Annotated in this window: 17 protein-coding genes and 1 tRNA gene; 10 read left to right on the top strand and 8 right to left on the bottom strand. The window is 57.6% G+C overall.

Going from position 1 to position 17,284, the window contains the following annotated elements:
• Positions 1-7: 7 nt before the first annotated feature.
• Complete coding sequence (locus tag GH784_RS19035) at positions 8-346, bottom strand: DUF2147 domain-containing protein (RefSeq protein WP_013635782.1); 339 nt, start codon at positions 344-346, stop codon at positions 8-10.
• A gap of 481 nt (positions 347-827) precedes the next feature.
• Between GH784_RS19035 and GH784_RS19030 the strand changes: the two genes are divergently transcribed.
• Complete coding sequence (locus GH784_RS19030; protein WP_003496982.1) at positions 828-1,094, top strand: SEL1-like repeat protein; 267 nt, start codon at positions 828-830, stop codon at positions 1,092-1,094.
• Between the two features lie 412 nt (positions 1,095-1,506).
• Here GH784_RS19030 and GH784_RS19025 read toward each other — a convergent pair whose 3' ends face one another.
• Complete coding sequence (locus GH784_RS19025; protein ID WP_065704888.1) at positions 1,507-2,619, bottom strand: pyridoxal phosphate-dependent aminotransferase; 1,113 nt, start codon at positions 2,617-2,619, stop codon at positions 1,507-1,509.
• 159 nt (positions 2,620-2,778) lie between these two features.
• Complete coding sequence (locus tag GH784_RS19020) at positions 2,779-3,126, bottom strand: hypothetical protein (protein WP_013635784.1); 348 nt, start codon at positions 3,124-3,126, stop codon at positions 2,779-2,781.
• Between the two features lie 328 nt (positions 3,127-3,454).
• Between GH784_RS19020 and GH784_RS19015 the strand changes: the two genes are divergently transcribed.
• Positions 3,455-4,672 carry an NAD(P)/FAD-dependent oxidoreductase gene (locus tag GH784_RS19015; RefSeq protein WP_065704886.1) on the top strand — a complete coding sequence of 406 codons (1,218 nt, stop codon included), beginning with the start codon at positions 3,455-3,457 and terminating at the stop codon, positions 4,670-4,672.
• A 7-nt stretch (positions 4,673-4,679) separates the two neighbouring features.
• Positions 4,680-5,480 carry an aldolase/citrate lyase family protein gene (locus GH784_RS19010; RefSeq protein ID WP_038490437.1) on the top strand — a complete coding sequence of 267 codons (801 nt, stop codon included), beginning with the start codon at positions 4,680-4,682 and terminating at the stop codon, positions 5,478-5,480.
• A gap of 3 nt (positions 5,481-5,483) precedes the next feature.
• Here GH784_RS19010 and GH784_RS27185 read toward each other — a convergent pair whose 3' ends face one another.
• Together GH784_RS27185 and GH784_RS19005 are read right to left on the bottom strand one after the other, a co-directional pair.
• Positions 5,484-5,660: a hypothetical protein gene (locus GH784_RS27185; RefSeq protein ID WP_164876626.1), complete on the bottom strand. Its 177-nt coding sequence runs from the start codon at positions 5,658-5,660 to the stop codon at positions 5,484-5,486.
• Between the two features lie 96 nt (positions 5,661-5,756).
• Complete coding sequence (locus GH784_RS19005; protein WP_003512218.1) at positions 5,757-6,098, bottom strand: hypothetical protein; 342 nt, start codon at positions 6,096-6,098, stop codon at positions 5,757-5,759.
• 163 nt (positions 6,099-6,261) lie between these two features.
• On the opposite strand from GH784_RS19005, the gene GH784_RS19000 reads away from it, so the two are divergent.
• From GH784_RS19000 to GH784_RS18985, 4 genes are all read left to right on the top strand, one after another.
• Positions 6,262-6,352, top strand: a tRNA-Ser gene (locus GH784_RS19000).
• 778 nt (positions 6,353-7,130) lie between these two features.
• The gene (locus GH784_RS18990; protein WP_013635790.1) at positions 7,131-8,198 is read left to right on the top strand and encodes a porin; all 1,068 of its coding nucleotides are present in this window, start codon (positions 7,131-7,133) and stop codon (positions 8,196-8,198) included.
• Between the two features lie 37 nt (positions 8,199-8,235).
• On the top strand, positions 8,236-8,526 hold the full coding sequence (locus GH784_RS27290; RefSeq protein WP_142851133.1) for a hypothetical protein: 291 nt from the start codon (positions 8,236-8,238) through the stop codon (positions 8,524-8,526).
• A 264-nt stretch (positions 8,527-8,790) separates the two neighbouring features.
• Complete coding sequence (locus GH784_RS18985; protein WP_065704838.1) at positions 8,791-9,837, top strand: porin; 1,047 nt, start codon at positions 8,791-8,793, stop codon at positions 9,835-9,837.
• Positions 9,838-10,000: 163 nt separating this feature from the next.
• On the opposite strand, the gene GH784_RS18980 is transcribed toward GH784_RS18985, so the two are convergent.
• Positions 10,001-12,073 carry a lytic transglycosylase domain-containing protein gene (locus GH784_RS18980; protein ID WP_065704834.1) on the bottom strand — a complete coding sequence of 691 codons (2,073 nt, stop codon included), beginning with the start codon at positions 12,071-12,073 and terminating at the stop codon, positions 10,001-10,003.
• A 387-nt stretch (positions 12,074-12,460) separates the two neighbouring features.
• Here GH784_RS18980 and dapA point away from each other — a divergent pair, with 387 nt between their 5' ends.
• Entirely contained in the window at positions 12,461-13,345 is an 885-nt protein-coding gene (gene dapA, locus GH784_RS18975; RefSeq protein WP_003512226.1) for a 4-hydroxy-tetrahydrodipicolinate synthase, read from the top strand.
• Positions 13,346-13,507: 162 nt separating this feature from the next.
• Positions 13,508-13,990 (top strand): SsrA-binding protein SmpB, encoded by a 483-nt coding sequence (gene smpB / locus GH784_RS18970; protein WP_003512228.1) that lies wholly within the window; start codon positions 13,508-13,510, stop codon positions 13,988-13,990.
• 159 nt (positions 13,991-14,149) lie between these two features.
• Here the strand turns inward: smpB and GH784_RS18965 are convergent, their stop codons facing one another.
• Positions 14,150-15,649, bottom strand: coding sequence for a globin-coupled sensor protein (locus GH784_RS18965; protein ID WP_065704832.1), 1,500 nt, complete (start codon positions 15,647-15,649; stop codon positions 14,150-14,152).
• 224 nt (positions 15,650-15,873) lie between these two features.
• A complete protein-coding gene (locus tag GH784_RS18960) occupies positions 15,874-16,443 on the bottom strand; it encodes a LabA-like NYN domain-containing protein (protein ID WP_013635795.1) in 570 nt (189 codons plus the stop codon).
• 391 nt (positions 16,444-16,834) lie between these two features.
• Here GH784_RS18960 and rpoZ point away from each other — a divergent pair, with 391 nt between their 5' ends.
• The gene (rpoZ, locus tag GH784_RS18955) at positions 16,835-17,227 is read left to right on the top strand and encodes a DNA-directed RNA polymerase subunit omega (protein WP_003512234.1); all 393 of its coding nucleotides are present in this window, start codon (positions 16,835-16,837) and stop codon (positions 17,225-17,227) included.
• Positions 17,228-17,284: the final 57 nt, after the last annotated feature.

Raw genomic sequence — 17,284 nt, 5'->3', positions numbered from 1 at the left:
TCTTATCTCACAACCGCGTCCAGGTCTGGGATTTGCACAGGATTTTCAGCACGCAGCCCTTCATGCTCAGCGAATTGCCGGAAACGGTGCCGGAGCCGCTATAGGTCTTGTCATTGGCGGGATCGGTAATATCGCCCGAATAGCTGTTTCCCTTGCCGGAAAGCTTGCCGATCTGTTTTCCCGCATGTTTGCCTGTCTTCAGCGTCACGCAGAAAGCTGCGCCGCAGGGGCCGATTACGGCTGTCTCGCCGCTCGCCGTCTTCCAGTTGCCTTCAATGGGCTCAGCAGCAAAAGCAAGGTTGCTGCCGATCAGCAGGCCCGCGGCAATCATCATCACACGCTTCATAAAAACTCCTCCGTCCATGTCGCGCTTTCTTTGCCCGTTTCGTCCTCCGCACGGGCATGCGGATAGTATTTGACGTTCACGTAAAAGGAAACAGAAAATTCCAGCTGCGAGACGGCATTTGCGTCGGTCAGGAGAGTGGGAGAGGGGCAATTCGAAAAACCGTTGTTTGGATCGTGGTGAATGAAGGGTTGAAATCCAATTCTAAAGTTTTCGTAAAATTCGCTCGAAAGTCCTTAATTTCCGCACCTCGTGATATTTAACAAAAACCCAATTTTACCAATCGTTTGCAGTTTGTTGGCGGCCCATTAATCATGCCTTTTAAGCGCCCGTTGAAAGCCTCATGACATATTGGGGTCATCAAAAGCGCAGGGAAAACCTGCCGGCCGGAAGAACAAAAAAGCCGCAAAAGACGGCAGTTCCAAAGGTTAGCCTCGACAAGAAGGCACTTGATGAAACAGGCGAGAAGACAGGGATTAAAACGATGGCACGCTTTGAAATTCGCGATATCGAAATGGCAGTTGCCGGTGGCGAAACCCGCGCCGACACCCTTTGCAATCTCGGCCTGGTCTATGCGACCGGCCGGGGATGCAAGGTGGATCTGGTCGCGGCCCACAAATGGCTCAACATCGCCGCGATCCGCGGATCGGAAAGAGCCGCTTCGCTGCGAGCAGATCTTGCCCGCAACATGACCAAGGCGGAACTGGCCGAAGCGCTGCGTGCCGCACGAGACTGGATGACGATGCACTGACGCACCTTATCCGCGACAGAATTTCCGGTCCGGTTCCCTCCAGTCCCGAAGACCGGTACAAACGAAAGTAAACCCGAAGGGGAATGCGGCGAGGGCTTTGAAAAGGAGCTTTTGCGCTGACACATCAAACCGCGACCGGCAGGAACAAGGCCGGCGCGGTTTTCTTATGTCTGGCGATGTCGGTTGATGGAAAACGATTCGCGAACAGTGGTTTGTCAGAGGATGTTGAATCGATGCACGCAATGGTCGATCGCACCATATACCGCCTGGCTCGCCACCCTCATCCCTTTGCCTGCCACGGGGATCCAGCCGGCACACGTCTGTGTGGCGAAAGACTCCTTTCAGCCCAAGGACTTGGGCTGGCTCGATTCCTCGTGACAAGAACAGGAATGAGGAGAAGGCAAGCGAAACCTCAACCCAGCGCCTTGATGACCTTCGGCAATGCCTGTTCAAAAAGATCAAGCTTGTCATCAGGTCCCACACTCACACGAATGCAGCGGTTGAGCGGCGCCACGCCCGGCATGCGGATGAACACGCCATGTTCCATCAAGCCGTCGACGATGGCGCGGGCGTAAGTGCCGTCGCGCTGGCAATCGATGGTGACGAAATTGGTTGCCGACGGCAGGGGCGAGAGGCCGTTATTGCGGGCAATCGCGGAAATGCGATCTCGAGCCACCGCAATTTTTCCAACGACGTCATGCAGATAGGCCTGATCCTTCAGCGCCGCCAATGCGCCGGCGACCGAAACGCGTGCCATGCCGAAATGATTGCGGATCTTGTCGAAGGCTTCGACATTGCCGAGCGTGCCGATGGCATACCCCACGCGGGCGCCGGCAAGCCCATAGGCTTTCGAGAAAGTCCGCATGCGCAGGATGTTCGGCTGGCCGACAAGGGCGTCGATGCTTGGCACGGCGCTGGCAGGTGCGGTCTCGCAATAGGCCTCGTCCAGAATGAGCAGGCAGGTTTCCGGCAGCGCACGGGCAAAGGCCACGACCTCGCTTGCCTCCCACCAGCTTCCCATCGGATTGTCGGGATTGGCGAAATAGACCAGCGGGGCATTTTCCCGGATGACGAGATCGAGAAGCCCGTCGAGGTTCTCGTGATCGTCGACATATGGCGTGGTCACGAGTTTTCCGCCAAAGCCGTTCACATGGTAGTTGAAGGTAGGATAACCGCCGAGCGAGGTGACCACCGGCGTGCCCGGCTCAACGATTAGCCTGACGATCTCACCCAGCAAACCATCGACACCGCCGCCAATGGCGATATTGCCACGCGAAACGCCGTGGTGGATGGCGAGTGCTTCCTTCAGTTCGAAATTTTCCGGATCGCTGTACATCCAGGTCTCGGCCGCCGCATCCCGCATGGCCATAAGCACGGATGGGGCAGGGCCGAACCCGCTTTCATTGGCGCCTATCCGCGCTTCCACCTTCAGGCCGCGGCCCCGCTCGATGGCTTCCGGGCCGACGAAGGGAACGGTTGAAGGAAGAGAGACGGCAAGCGGCGTAAGACGTGAGAAAGCGGACATTGGCTGAGATTTCCAGTACCTGTTTGAAAACCCGGCACACAATAGGTGCAAAAAAACCGGACGCAAGTCGCGCCCGGTTGCCGGATGGCTGTTTTGGAACAGTTTTTTCCACCGTCGCGCCGTGAGAGAAAAACTCCGCCGCGAATCGGTCGATGCGGCTCAGACGCTGGTCTCGAAACTCAGCCTGCGCACATGGTGCAGGAACTCCGCGTCGATCAACATGTTGAATCCGATGGTGACCTTTTCCTCTTCCCTGCGGATCAGGTTGCAGCCGATCTCATCGCGAATGCCGAGAATTTCCAGATAGAAGTTAGTGGGCATCTCCAGATGCGGGCTGACCTCGATCTCTGCGCCATAGAGCGAGATGCTGCGCACCAGGCAGCGCATGGTATCCTTGGCGCTGAGGTGATGCCCGATGAAGGTGATCTTTCCGGGCCGGTCGATCTGAAACTTCTCGTATTGCTCGTCCTGCGGGACGCTTTGACGGTGATCAATATGTAAAGCCATGACAACCTCCCGGATTGCCTTTTCCTGATGCCGATTTTAACGCGGCTTCCTTGCCAGTGCGTGAAGGAAATCCGCGCAATTGTCTGTTCTGCGTCTCGACATGGGCCAGACCGCTTGTCGGAAGCCAATGTTTCCCTTTAGGAAATGCATCCGGCTCCTTCCGGTTGCAAGGGTGTCGCAGTCTGGGGTGATAATGTGTCATGCTTGCACCGGGCTGGTGGCGCTGTACGGTTGACGCGGGCCGTACTTGGCGTTACGCCTGATCCCGCAATATGGCTTCGCAGGGTGCGGCAAATCTGCCCATTGGCGATTGTTCTGGGAGTGGAATGTGGCGGGAAGGCTGGTAATCGTCGGGGCGGGGCAGGCCGCTTTCGCGCTGGCGGCAAAGCTTAGGGCGCTGAAGGATGAGCGCCCCATCACCATCATCGGCTCGGAGGATGCCTATCCTTATCAACGGCCGCCACTGTCGAAAAAATACCTTTTAGGCGAGATGAGCTTCGACCGGCTGATGTTCCGCCCTGAGGAGTGGTACGCGGAAAACAATGTCGATATCCGGCTCTCCACCTTCGTGGAGGAGATCGACCGCGCTGCCAAATCCTTTCGCATGCAGGATGGCAGTACGCTTTCCTACGACAAGCTGGTACTGGCGACCGGTGCTGCACCACGCGAGCTGCCCGCCAGCATCGGCGGCGATCTCGAAGGGGTTCTGACCGTCCGCGACAAGCGCGATGCTGACCGGCTGTTTGAGGAAATGAAACCCGGCCGCAGGCTGCTGGTTATTGGCGGTGGTTATATCGGTCTGGAAGCGGCAGCCGTCGCCCGCAAGCTCGGTCTCGAGGTCACGCTGATCGAAATGGCCGACCGCATTCTCCAGCGCGTGGCGGCAAAGGAAACCGCCGATATCATGCGCGGCATCCATCAGGAGCACGGCGTCTCCATCCGCGAAAAGACCGGCCTCGTGCGGCTCGTCGGCATGGATGGCCGGGTGGCCGCTGCCGAGCTTTCCGATGGTTCGGTGCTTGACGTGGATTTCGTCATCGTCGGCATTGGCGTAACCCCGAACGATCGCCTTGCCCGCGAATCGGGCCTCGATGTCGGCAATGGCATCGTGGTGGATGAACACACCCGCAGCTCGGACAAGGATATCCACGCGGTGGGCGATTGCGCGTTGCTGCCGTGGCGGGGCCAGCTTGTGCGTCTCGAATCAGTCCAGAACGCGGTTGATCAGGCCGAGGCCGCCGCGCATGTACTGGCAGGCGCTGAAGTCGCCTATGATGCCAAACCCTGGTTCTGGTCTGATCAATACGAGGTAAAGCTGCAGATCGCCGGCTTCAACCTCGGTTATGACGAGACTGTGCTGCGGCCCGGCGCGCGCGAAGGCAGCTGGTCGGTCTGGTATTTCCGCGACGGGCGATTCGTGGCGGTCGACGCGGTCAACGATGCCAAGGCTTATGTTTCCGGCAAAAAACTGCTCGATACCGGCGCTGAGCCGGATCGCGCCATCCTGGCGGACCCGTCCGCCGATCTGAAATTACTGCTTTCCTGAGGACATCATGCCCGCTCCCGAAAATCGTTTCAAAACAGCCATCCACGCCGGCAGGCCGCAAATCGGCCTCTGGCTCGATATGGGTGAGGCCATCACGGCGGAAATTGCCGGAACAGCGGGTTTCGACTGGCTGGTCATCGATGGTGAACATGGCCCGAACGATCTTCGCAGCATCATCGACCAATTGCGCGCGCTCGCCACATCGCCCGCCGAACCGGTGGTGCGTGTGCCCGTTGGCGAAAGCTGGATGATCAAGCAGCTGCTGGACGCAGGCGCCCGCACGCTTCTGGTGCCCATGGTCGATTCGGCGGCGCAGGCTGAAGATTTGGTCAGCGCGATGCACTATCCGCCGCGCGGCATTCGCGGCATGGGGGCAGCGGTTGCCCGCGCCTCAGCCTTCAACACCATAACCGATTATGCCGACAGTGCGTCCGACAGCGTGTGCCTGCTGGTGCAGGCCGAAACGCGCGCCGCGATCAATGATCTCGACAATATTCTTGCGGTGGAAGGCGTGGACGGCATCTTCATCGGCCCGGCCGATCTTGCTGCGGATATGGGCTATCTCGGCAGGCTGGACGAGCCGGAAGTGCAGGCCGTAATCGAGGCAGCGATCGTCAAGATCGTCGCGGCCGGCAAAGCTGCGGGCATTCTCACCTTCAACGAGACCTTCAATCGCCGTTATCTGGAACTCGGCGCATCTTTCGTGGCTGTTGGCGCAGATGTCACGGAGTTTTCCAATACACTGCGTGCGCTTTCCAGCCGCTACAAGGGCGGGGCAGCGCCTGCGCCATCCAAATCCGGATATTGAGTCTTAGTCATCGTTGCTGGCGTTCAGCTTTTCCGGCGGAATGCCTTCTTCGCCGGAAGCGAGATAACCGTTATTGATGAGTGCCGCGCGGACGATGCGCTGGATAGCCTCATCCCTGTCAATGCCGTGATCTCTCGCGAAATCCGACAATGCTTCTTCAAGATCGCTGCTGAACATCATTTCCGCCCCCCCGTTCGTCAATTCTCTGAAATAAATGCGAACAGGCAAGGCGGAACGTATCCCGCCTTGCCTGAATTCTAGCCTCTAGTGCGGCAATCAGCGCCAGCGATAAAGGCTGCTGTTCGAAGAACTCTGCTGCGTACCAGCGCCGACCGCATAACCGATCGCAAAGCCGAGTGCGCCGACGATAGTCAACAGTGAGGTTGCAGTGCCGGGGTTTTCCTTGACTGCTTCCACAACGTTCTGGCCCTGGGCGCGCACATTGCTTGCCGCCTTGCGAACGCGGCCACGAGCCTCATCCAGAAATTCGGATGCATCTTCACCAACGCCTTCCGCACGAGCGGAAACGGACTTGGAGAGAGACGAAATCTGCGAACGCAACTCCGCAATCTGGTTTTCGATCGTATCTTCGACAACATTCAGTTTGGTCTGAGCCATTAGAACACCTCTTTTTGTTACCGAAGCCAGAACGTGCCGGAAGAGAAGAAGTTCCCCAATGGCCCGCAAAGTTTCGCTGGCGGATGTTCGGCCAACAGGTTTTTCGGCTTCTTGGCGAAAAACCCTTGCATTCATTTTTTTAAAGCAATAATCAGGCCGCACCGGAGAGGTGGCCGAGTGGTCGAAGGCGCTCCCCTGCTAAGGGAGTATACGTCAAAAGCGTATCGTGGGTTCGAATCCCATCCTCTCCGCCATTTCGGCACGAAGCCTGAAATTATAAATCTCCCTAAACAGCTACTTCTTCCCAGCAGACACCCAAAGCATGCGTTTCCGTATGCCAGTTCGTTCTTCAGTGCGTTTCGCGAAACGCCGGACCCCTACGATAAACCGCAGGATAGTGGAGAGAGCTAATGCGCCGACGCGATTCTGCCCCTCGTTTCTTGCAGGCAGTTATAAAGCACTCTGTACCCAAGTGACACAAACTCGTATCCCGCGCCGTTTTCGCGACTCGTCCCGTAACGCTTGCGGACGCAATCGGCCAAACAATTGAGGTGCCGGAGCCTGCGAGCCGAATCGTTGATCGGGGAATCGGCGGCGAACCGCTCGGGTTTCACTGTTGTTTCTCTGTGCGCACCGGGGAGCCATACTAAGTGTGGCGCCGGAGCGGGGCAAAAGTTTCCGTCGCCCTTCCCCTGCGGGGCAAGGGATCTCCGAAAAGGCCTATAGTTTAGAAAGACCTTGTTAACCGCGCTAACTAACGGATTTTCAAGTCATTTCTTAACGCATGGTAAAGCCGCCTATGGGCCGTGTGCCCACTGTGTGCTGTTTCCGCAACAAACCGAAATGAAGCATGTACGTAAATGCGCTTTATCGGATGTTGGCGATTGCAAGCGGCGAAACCTTTTGTATTTTCACGACCAGAAGCGAGGCGGTGGATCGTTTGGCTTCTAAGAACACGGGAATGGGGCAGGGAATGCTGTCCTTCGGCAAAAGTACCCAGACCCACTTAAAAACTTTGACTGGAGGTCAATCATGAACATCAAGAGCCTTCTCATCGGCTCCGCTGCGGCTCTCGCAGCAGTATCCGGCGCTCACGCTGCCGACGCTATCGTCGCTGCTGAGCCTGAGCCCCTGGAATACGTTCGCGTTTGCGACGCTTTCGGCACCGGCTTCTTCTACATCCCCGGCACCGAAACCTGCCTGAAGTTCGATGGTTACATCCGTTTCCAGACCGACTTCGGCCGTAACAAGTCCGGCACGTCTGACTGGGATTCGTTCACGCGCGCTCAGTTCAACATCGACACCCGCACCGACACCGAGCTCGGCGCTCTGCGTGGTTACATCGGTCTTCGTGGCCAGGCTGACAACGACAGCAACCGTGGCGTTGTTGTTGACCAGGCTTTCATCGAACTCGGCGGTCTGAAGGTCGGTTACTACTACAACTGGTGGGATGATGGTCTCTCTGGCGAAGTTGACGTACTCAGCTCTAACCAGACCCGTCTGAACGCTGTCCGCTACACCTACGACGCTGGCTCGTTCTACGTTGGTGTTGCTGTTGAAGAGCTGGAAGCTGCTCGCGGCGGTTCCAACATCTCCGACGACTTCCTAAAGGGCGGTTCGTTTGAGCGTGCGAACAACGTAGGTATCGACGCTATCATCGGCGCGAAGTTCGGCGCAGTTTCTGCCAACCTGCTCGGCGGCTACGACACCGATGCTGAAGAAGGCGCAGTCCGTGCTATCGTAACGGCTGACATCGGCCCAGGCACTCTTGGTCTCTCTGGCGTTTGGGCTTCTGGCGCAAACCGCTACTACGAAGAGTCCGAGTGGACCGTTGCTGCTGAATACGCCATCAAGGCAACTGACAAGCTGACCATCACCCCCGGCTTCCAGTACTTCAACACGATCGACCTCGGCGCTAACAACGACTGGGTTGGCGATCGCGATGCATGGAAAGCTGGCGTAGCTGTTGGCTACAAGATCACCCAGGGCCTCTCCACGCTCGTTTCGGTTAACTACCAGGACGTAGACGGCACCGAAGGTGTTGATACGGGTGCCGGCGACAGCTGGGTTGGTTTCGTTCGCCTTCAGCGCACGTTCTAATCTGATCTGACATCGTCAGTGATGGAAAGCCCGGCTCTTGAGCCGGGCTTTTTCGTTTGATGCACATTGGCGAGGGGCAGGCAAAGCGTCGATTGGCCGGCGTTTCGATATCCCGGCGACTTTCCGTTACGGCTTAAGTCGGTTTGTATCGTTGCCGATTCGTCTGCCACTCAACTGTTTTGGGCCTGTCGAACTGGGAACTGATTCTCTCCTGCTGCGGATGGAAGCATTGCTGCCGACAGCCCGATTTCCCACCAATGGCACCGCGTTTCAGACGATTTCCCATGGCGCAGCGATGTCAGAATTCTGGCGGTGGGATGAGGAATGACTTATCTCATTTATCGGCATTTCGCTTAAGTCGCTGAAAAGCATGAATTATTAACGTTTTGTTAGGAAGTGCTGCCCGTCGGTTAGAATTGTAGCTATTTCGCAACAATGCAAAACTAAGGTCCCCTTACTGTCTTCCTTTTGTCATCATTGGGATTGCCTCCCCGGCCGGTTTTGGCTCTAATCACCTCCATAAGCGGCACGCATTTAGTTGTGTTTCCCCACCCGCTGCTTAGAAATTTAAGCGTTTGACTGGAGGTCAACCATGAACATCAAGAGCCTTTTGATCGGCTCCGCTGCGGCTCTCGCAGCAGTATCCGGCGCTCACGCTGCCGACGCTATCGTCGCTGCTGAGCCTGAGCCCCTGGAATACGTTCGCGTTTGCGACGCTTTCGGCACCGGCTTCTTCTACATCCCCGGCACCGAAACCTGCCTTAAGTTCGACGGTTACATCCGTTTCCAGACGGACTTCGGTCGTAACCAGTCCGGTACGTCTGACTGGAACTCGTTCACGCGCGCCCAGTTCAACATCGACACCCGCACCGACACCGAACTCGGCGCTCTGCGTGGTTACATCGGTCTTCGTGGCCAGGCTGACAACGACTCGAGCCGCGGCGTAAACGTCGACCAGGCTTTCATCGAGCTCGGCGGCCTGAAGGTCGGTTACATGTACACCTGGTGGGATGACGATCTCTCCGGCGAAACCGATATCCTGTCTTCGAACACCACCCGTGGCAACGCTCTGCGTTACACCTACGATGCTGGTTCGTTCTATGCTGGTATCAGCGTTGAAGAACTCGACTCGGTACGTGATGGCAATTCCAACCTCGGCGTTGCCAAGGGTGGCGTCTTTGAAGGCCCGAACAACGTTGGCGTCAGCGGTATCGTTGGTGTTAAGTTCGGTGCTGTCACCGCCAACCTGCTCGGCTCTTACGACACGGACCAGGAAAACGGCGCAATCCGCGCTATCCTGTATGCTGACATCGGTCCCGGCACCTTCGGTCTCTCTGGCGTTTGGGCTTCTGGCGCAAACTACTACTACGAAGAGTCCGAGTGGGCAGTTGCTGCTGAATACGCAATCAAGGCAACTGACAAGCTGACCATCACCCCCGGCGCTCAGTACCTCGGCACGATCGATATCGCTCCTGATGGTGACTTCACCGGCGACAACGATGCATGGCGCGCTGGCCTGACGGTTGATTACAAGATCACCCAGGGTCTCGATGCCAAGATCGCTGCAAACTACCAGGACGTCGATGGTCCGACCGGCGACAGCTGGACCGGCTTCGTTCGCCTTCAGCGCACGTTCTAATCTGATCTGACATTGTCAGTGATGGAAAGCCCGGCTCTCGAGCCGGGCTTTTTCGTTTGAGTGCCGTGAAAGCGTAACTGCCCGGTGCATCCTGAAAACAAAAAAGCACCGGGCCAGCCGGTGCTTCGATATTGTCACAGTCATCAACCGATAACCTCGATTGTTACCCCGCCCGGCCATGACGCAGGTCATCGACGATATCGGCCTGTTGTCCAAGCCTCGTCTTGTAGACCTGATAATTCTCCATCACCCGCTGCACGTAATTGCGTGTTTCGGGGAAGGGGATGCGCTCGATCCAGTCCACGACATCGTCGATAGGCTTGCCACGCGGGTCGCCGTAGCGGGCGATCCATTCCGGCACGCGTTTCGGGCCGGCATTATAGGCGATGAAGGTGAGGATGTAGGAGCCGCCGAAACTGTCGATCTGTTCGCCGAGATAATGTGCGCCGAGCGTGGCGTTATATCCGGCGTCGCTGGTCAGCATCGCCTGCGTGTAGGGCAAGCCGTGGCGCCCGGCCACGCCCTTGGCGGTTCCGGGCAATAATTGCAGCAGTCCGCGGGCATTGGCAGCGGAGACGGCGGCCGGGTTGAAGGCGCTTTCCTGCCGGGCGATGGCATAGGCAAGCGCCTTGCCGGAGCCGGCAATATTGGCACTGGCGGGAATGACACCGAGCGGGTAGGCAAGGGCGGCCGCATCGATGCCGCGGCTGAAGGCCGTCTTGCCGATTTGCAGTGATACCTGATGGTTGCCGTTGCCCTCCGCCCTTGCTGCCAGAATGGCAAGCTCGCCCGGGCTGTCGAGCTGATCTGCCAATGACCTGTAGAGGCTGTCGGCCCGCCAGCCGTAGCCTGCGGCTTCCAGCCTGTCGATGGCCCGCACGGCTTCGCGGCCGGCAAATCGTTCACGGTCGGCAGCGCTCGGGGCAGGGTATGTGACGTTCAGCGTCTTTGCATCGATTCGTGCGGCGGCAAGCTGGCCGTAAAAGGTGCCGGAATGGGCAGCCGCCTTGGTGAAGAAATCGCGGGCATTGCCCGGCCCGCCCACTTCCGCCGCCCGCCCCAGCCAATAATAGGCCCGCGAGGCGGACAGTGGCCGGTTCGAGGTCTGCAAAAGGGTGTTGAAGTGGCGTGAGGCCGTGGCGGGATCGCGCAGCGCCCGCAACGCATACCAGCCGGCATGGAATTCCGCATCGGCAACATCGACGGCTGATGTGGCCGAATGATTGGCAACGATGCGATAGGCTTCGGCAAAATCGCCGCGATCGGCGACGCCGCGCGCGATGATTCGCCGCTCGTTCCACCATTCGCCGGGATTGACGAGTTTTGCCGTGTCCTTCGGCGCCTGCTTTAAAAGTGCTGCGGCTTCCGGATATTTCTGCTGGTTGCGGAGATTTTCGATGCGCGCGAAGAGAAAAGCAGGGTCGCTGCGCAAGTTGGCGTCAACCTTGCCCAGCAGCGCCACGGCATTGCCTGAGCGCTGCAGCACGGCGGCCCAGGCATTGTAGAGCGACTGCGCCTTGCCGAGATCACCGAAACGTTTCGCCTGGCCGATTCGGCTGCGATACATCAGATAATCCATCCGCGCCTTGTGGTCGGCGGGCGTCAGATAAGTGGGGAACTCGGCAAGAACACGGTCTTCCATGTCCTTGTCCATGCCTTCGCTCACCCAGAGCTGGCGAATGAGGCGTTGTGCTTCCAAAGCCTTGCCGGAAGAGGTGAGGGCCTTGGCCAGCACAACGGTGCCCTCGGCTGTTTCCGGCCGGCCGCTGCCAAAAGCGGCAAGCACCTGGGGCGCCGGTGGATTTTCGCGGTAAAGCGCCTTTTCGGAATTGGCGCGCAGCGTCGCCGCACCCGGCCACCCCGCCAGTTCGCTCTGGGCTGTAGTGATTTCGGCGGAAGGCACGTCCTTCTGGCCGGAAATGGCAATCGCCCAGGTAAGAATATGCCGGTCGAGACTGCCTGTCTGCATGGCGTTGCGAAGGGCGATGGCGCGTGTCGTGTCGCGGCTGGAAAGCGCATCCAGTCCGGCTTTAAGCTGGCTCGCATCGTCAGGCCGGTTAAGGCGTGGTATGGCGCCGGTAATTTCGGGTGAGGCCGGCATGAAGGCGGGAACAGCAGGCGCATTCGGCTTCACATAGGGAAGCGGCACGGCAGCTTCCGGCACGGGGCCGGCCAGCGCGTTCCAAACGGTCGCGGCAAGACCTGCCGCCATCAATCCCCAAACTGTCTTTTTCATACCGCTCTTCATCACTGGACGGAAACAATCGACCTTCTTGTATTGTCGTTTCATTGCAGCGGGATTGCGAAATGCGCCAGTGCGTTGCACCTATGAGTTTCGCCTCAGATCCCGCTCTGGAATCTACGGAGACTGTGCTTAACGAAACCTTACTTTCCGCTCGGCACTCCAATCAACTTTTATTCACCGGTCTGCGAGCGGCGTAAAATTCCACCGCCTCGTTTTTTGCCTGCCGCGTGAGCTTCCGCGACTGTCACACTTCCGACAATTTCGGACAAAATAGGCTGCCTTTGCGCTTGTCGGCGCCAAGGGCTGGCACTAATGTGTGCCGGTTTTAACCATCGAATGCGGCCGAAGCATGAACCGGCTCGGCGCCAGGAGCTTTGTATGTTCAAGGGATCAATTCCCGCCCTCATTACCCCGTTTACGGACAATGGTGCCGTGGACGAACAGGCATTTGCCGCCCATGTGGAATGGCAGATTGCCGAAGGCAGCAACGGACTTGTGCCTGTGGGCACGACGGGGGAATCTCCAACCCTGTCCCATGACGAGCACAAACGTGTGGTCGAGCTGTGCATCGAGGTAGCGGCGAAACGGGTTCCGGTCATCGCGGGCGCTGGCTCCAACAATACCGATGAAGCGATCGAACTTGCCCTGCACGCGCAGGATGCCGGCGCGGATGCGCTGCTGGTGGTCACCCCCTATTACAACAAGCCGACGCAGAAGGGGCTTTTCGCCCATTTTTCCGCAGTTGCGGAAGCGGTGAAACTGCCGATCGTCATCTATAACATCCCGCCGCGTTCGGTGGTGGATATGTCGCCGGAAACCATGGGTGCGCTTGTGAAGGCGCACAAGAACATCGTCGGCGTCAAGGATGCGACTGGCAAGCTCGACCGCGTCTCCGAACAGCGGATTTCCTGCGGCAAGGATTTCATCCAGCTGTCCGGCGAAGATGGCACGGCACTCGGCTTCAACGCCCATGGCGGCGTCGGCTGCATTTCGGTCAGCGCCAATGTTGCGCCACGCCTCTGTTCCGAATTCCAGGCGGCCATGCTTGCAGGCGACTACGCCAAGGCGCTGGAGTATCAGGACCGCCTGATGCCTCTGCACCGGGCCATCTTCATGGAACCTGGTGTCTGCGGCACAAAATATGCGCTTTCGAAGACGCGTGGCGGCAACCGCAAGGTCCGCTCGCCGTTGATGAGCACGCTGGAACCGGCAACGGAAGCGGCAATCGACGCGGCGCTGAAGCATGCCGGCCTGATGAACTGACGGACACCTGAAACCCGAAAGGCGCGCAATGGGACTGCTTCGCGACAGAAGCCGTTTCGCGCGCCTTTTCTTTTCGTAACGACGATACTAAATAGAAACGTGAAAACCGCTCGTGGCGGACAAGCCGCAGGCGCAATAAGAAAAACAAGGGATTGAAATATCATGGCCCCCAAAGGCAGCCAGCGCGTGGTGAACAAGATCGTTGCGGAAAACCGCAAGGCTCGTTTCAACTACGAAATCATCGACACCTATGAGGCGGGTTTGGTGCTGACCGGCACCGAGGTCAAGGCGCTGCGCGAAGGCAAGGCTAATATCGCCGAGTCCTACGCATCGGACGAGGGCGATGAAATCTGGCTCATCAATTCCCACCTGCCGGAATATCTGCAGGCCAACCGCTTCAACCACGAGCCGCGCCGCCGTCGCAAGTTGCTGCTGAACAAGCGCGAGATCAACCGTCTACGCGCCGGCATCAACCGTGAAGGCATGACGCTGGTGCCGCTGAAGGTCTATTTCAACGAAAAGGGCCGTGCGAAGCTGGAACTGGCACTGGCCAAGGGCAAGAAGCTGCACGACAAGCGCGAGACGGAGAAGGAACGCGACTGGAACCGGCAGAAGTCGCGGCTGCTGAAGGGCAACAACGCCTAGAGCTCATCCCTCATTCCTGCACTTGTCGCAGGAATCAAGCCGCCGCGCGTCTGCGCGGCGAGCGAGTTCTTTTCAGCCCAAGGATTTGGTCTGGCTAGATTGTTGTGACAAGCACAGAAATGAGAGCGGGGATGCTTTCGCCTCTTGAATAGACAGCTCTCACGCCGCCCTGTAAGTCCGCTCCACATAGGAGGTGGACGCCGAAACGCTGAACCGGCTGACCAGTGCCGCCAGATTGGCGCTCACATCGCTCAGATTGTGCGTGGCCGCGTTGGTTTCTTCCACCATGGCCGCATTCTTCTGGGTCAGATTGTCCATGCTGTTGATGGCGGCGCTGATTTCCTGAATGCCGACGGACTGCTCCTGGGCCGCCTTGGTCAGTGAGGTGATATGTTCCTGAATATGATCCACCTTGTTGCCGATCGTATTCAGCGATTGCCCGGTTTTATTGACCAGCGATACGCCCTGCATCACATCCTCCGAGGATTTGGTGATGAGGGTCTTGATCTCCTTGGCGGCGTTGGCTGAACGCTGTGCCAGCTCGCGCACTTCCTGGGCGACGACGGCAAAACCCTTGCCAGCTTCACCGGCACGCGCGGCTTCCACACCGGCATTCAGCGCCAGAAGGTTCGTCTGGAACGAAATCTCGTCGATGACGGAAATGATCTGGGTGATCTTCTGCGACGATTCCTCGATGGCGCCCATCGCTTTTACCGCTTCCGTCACCACATCCCGTGACCGCGCCGCTTCGGCGGCCGAGCTTTCGACGATGGCCTTGGCTTCTTCGGAGCGCTGCGCCGAAAGCTTGGAAATGGTGGTGATTTCCTCCACGGCGGCGGCGGTTTCCTCAAGGGCTGCTGCCTGCTGCTCCGTTCTGCGGGCCATGTCGTCGGTCGCCGATGTCAGTTCGCGCGTATTGCCTGATATCTTGTTGGCTTCCTCGACGATCTGCGAGAATGCACCCGCGAGATTGCCGACCGCAGCGTTGAAATTGGCAATCAGCCCCTCGAATTGTGGTGCAGTCTTTTCATTGATGCTGGAGGTAAGGTCGCCATTCGCCAGCTTGTTCAGGGCGTTGTTGAGCAGTTCGAGAACGTGCTCCTGCTCCTTCTTCATCTGCGCCTGTTCCTCCTCGACCTTCAGCCGCTCGGCGGCAAGCACGTCGAGGTATACGGAGATCGAATAGTCCATGTCGAGAAGGGCGGCCTTGATCGTTACCGTCAGGGCGTCGTTCAGCTTCTTGGCCTTCTTTTCCTGGAAAAGGCCCTTCAGTTCCGAATTGACGACGGCTTTGACGATGCCATCAAGCATCAGCGCGTAACCGCCAATATACCATCTCGGCTCCAGCCCCAGCCTTGCATGGGTACGGCCGATGGCCGTCACGGCATCGGTATAGTCCGAGTTGAAGGTGCCGGAGGCAATTCTTGCCCAGTGTTTCATCTGCATGCCTTTGGCATGCTGGACATGCGCGTCGCTTGCAAAGAATTTCGCCGTTTCCGGCACGGAGCGCGCCTTCGCATAAAACCGGTCGAGAGAGGCGTCGAGCGAGCCTGTAATGACGCCCTTCATGTCCGAAAGGTTTTGCCGTTGCTCCTGGCCAAGCCCCAGAAAATTAAGTCTTTCGTCGAGTTGTTGATTGGTTTTTACTTGGCCATGCATGTCTGAACATCCTGATTTGACACCGAAATCATGTCGTTGGTGCCGTTGGGTGATTTAGACACGTCTAAAATTAACCAAGATATAATTTTGACTGGCCGAATTTGATGTTTGTTAATTTTAAGAGGAATTTTCCGGCAGGAATACACGGTTGTGGCGCCAAACAAAAACGCGCCCGCCTTGCAGACGGACGCGTTCTCATTAGGTCGGCGGCTTAAAAACCGGGATCAGATCGTTTCGGGGCTTTCGACGTGCCGGGCAGGGCGCTCGTTCGGATCACGCCCGATTTCGGCCTTCAAGGTCATGAGATCAATGAAGTGATCTGCCTGCCTGCGCAGATCGTCGGCGATCATTGCGGGCTGCGTTGCCATGGTGGACACCACGGAAACCTTGCGGCCCTTGCGCTGAAGCGCGTCCACCAGCTTTGTGAAGTCGCCGTCACCGGAAAACAGAACCAGATGATCGACGGTCTCTGACTGTTCCATGGCATCGACAGCAAGTTCGATATCCATGTTGCCTTTGATCTTGCGGCGACCGAGCGCGTCGGTGAATTCCTTCGCCGGCTTCGTCACGACCTTGTAGCCGTTATAATCCAGCCAGTCGATCAGAGGGCGGATCGAGGAATATTCCTGATCCTCGATCAATGCGGTGTAATAGTAGGCGCGCAGCAGGTATCCGCGCTTCTGAAACGCCTTAAGAAGCTTGCGATAGTCGATATCGAACCCCAGGCTTTTAGATGCTGCATAAAGATTGGCTCCATCTATAAAGAGCGCAATTTTCTCCCGTGGATCGAACATTCCATCCCATTCCTTTTTTGGAAAGGCCATTATCTGGCTTTTATTTCCGGTCGCAAATGCGAAAAATCATGTCGTATCAACGAATTTTGCGTAGCGCCGTTGCGTTTTAAGTAAGGTAACTTCACCCGTATTCCAAGACAATTCTTCTAGACATTTTGTTCATCAGACGCCAAACAAGGGCAATAAGGTGCCAAAAGACGCCAAAGACAGGAAAAACTTGAATTCCGCGGCCAATGGCTGTATCGGAAGCTGGAAGGCTTCGTCGCGAGGAATCCAAAGCGTTTTTCGCAAGGCACGAAGCGCAGATTCAATAGGTTAGAGCATCCCTTGTGCATCCTCAAGAAAGCACGGCGCTCTGATCCACGACATTACGACTCGCAAAGGACAGGCAATGGCCCGCGTCACAGTTGAAGATTGCATTGATAAAGTAGACAACCGTTTCGAGCTGGTCCTTCTCGCCAGCCACCGTGCGCGCCAGATTTCCCAGGGCTCGTCCATCACGGTTGACCGCGATAACGACAAGAACCCGGTCGTCGCTCTGCGCGAAATCGCCGACGAGATGCTCTCGCCCGACGACCTCAAGGAAGATCTCATCCATTCGCTGCAGAAGCATGTGGAAGTGGACGAGCCCGAGCCCGATCCGGTTACGCTGGCAGCCTCCGCTACTGCCGATGGCGAAGAGGACGACCAGCCGGAAACCGTTACTTTCGACCAGATGTCGGAAGAAGAACTGCTGGCCGGTATCGAAGGCCTTGTGCCGCCGGAAAAAAATGACGACTATTGATCTGACTTTATGACGCCATTGGCAGGCGGTGGTTACCGTCTGTCAATATTTGCCGTC

This window comes from Agrobacterium tumefaciens, from assembly GCF_009649785.1.
Taxonomy (GTDB): Bacteria; Pseudomonadota; Alphaproteobacteria; order Rhizobiales; family Rhizobiaceae; genus Agrobacterium; species Agrobacterium tumefaciens.
Note: the sequence above shows the minus strand (reverse complement) of the source record. Positions and strands in the feature narration are given on the sequence as shown.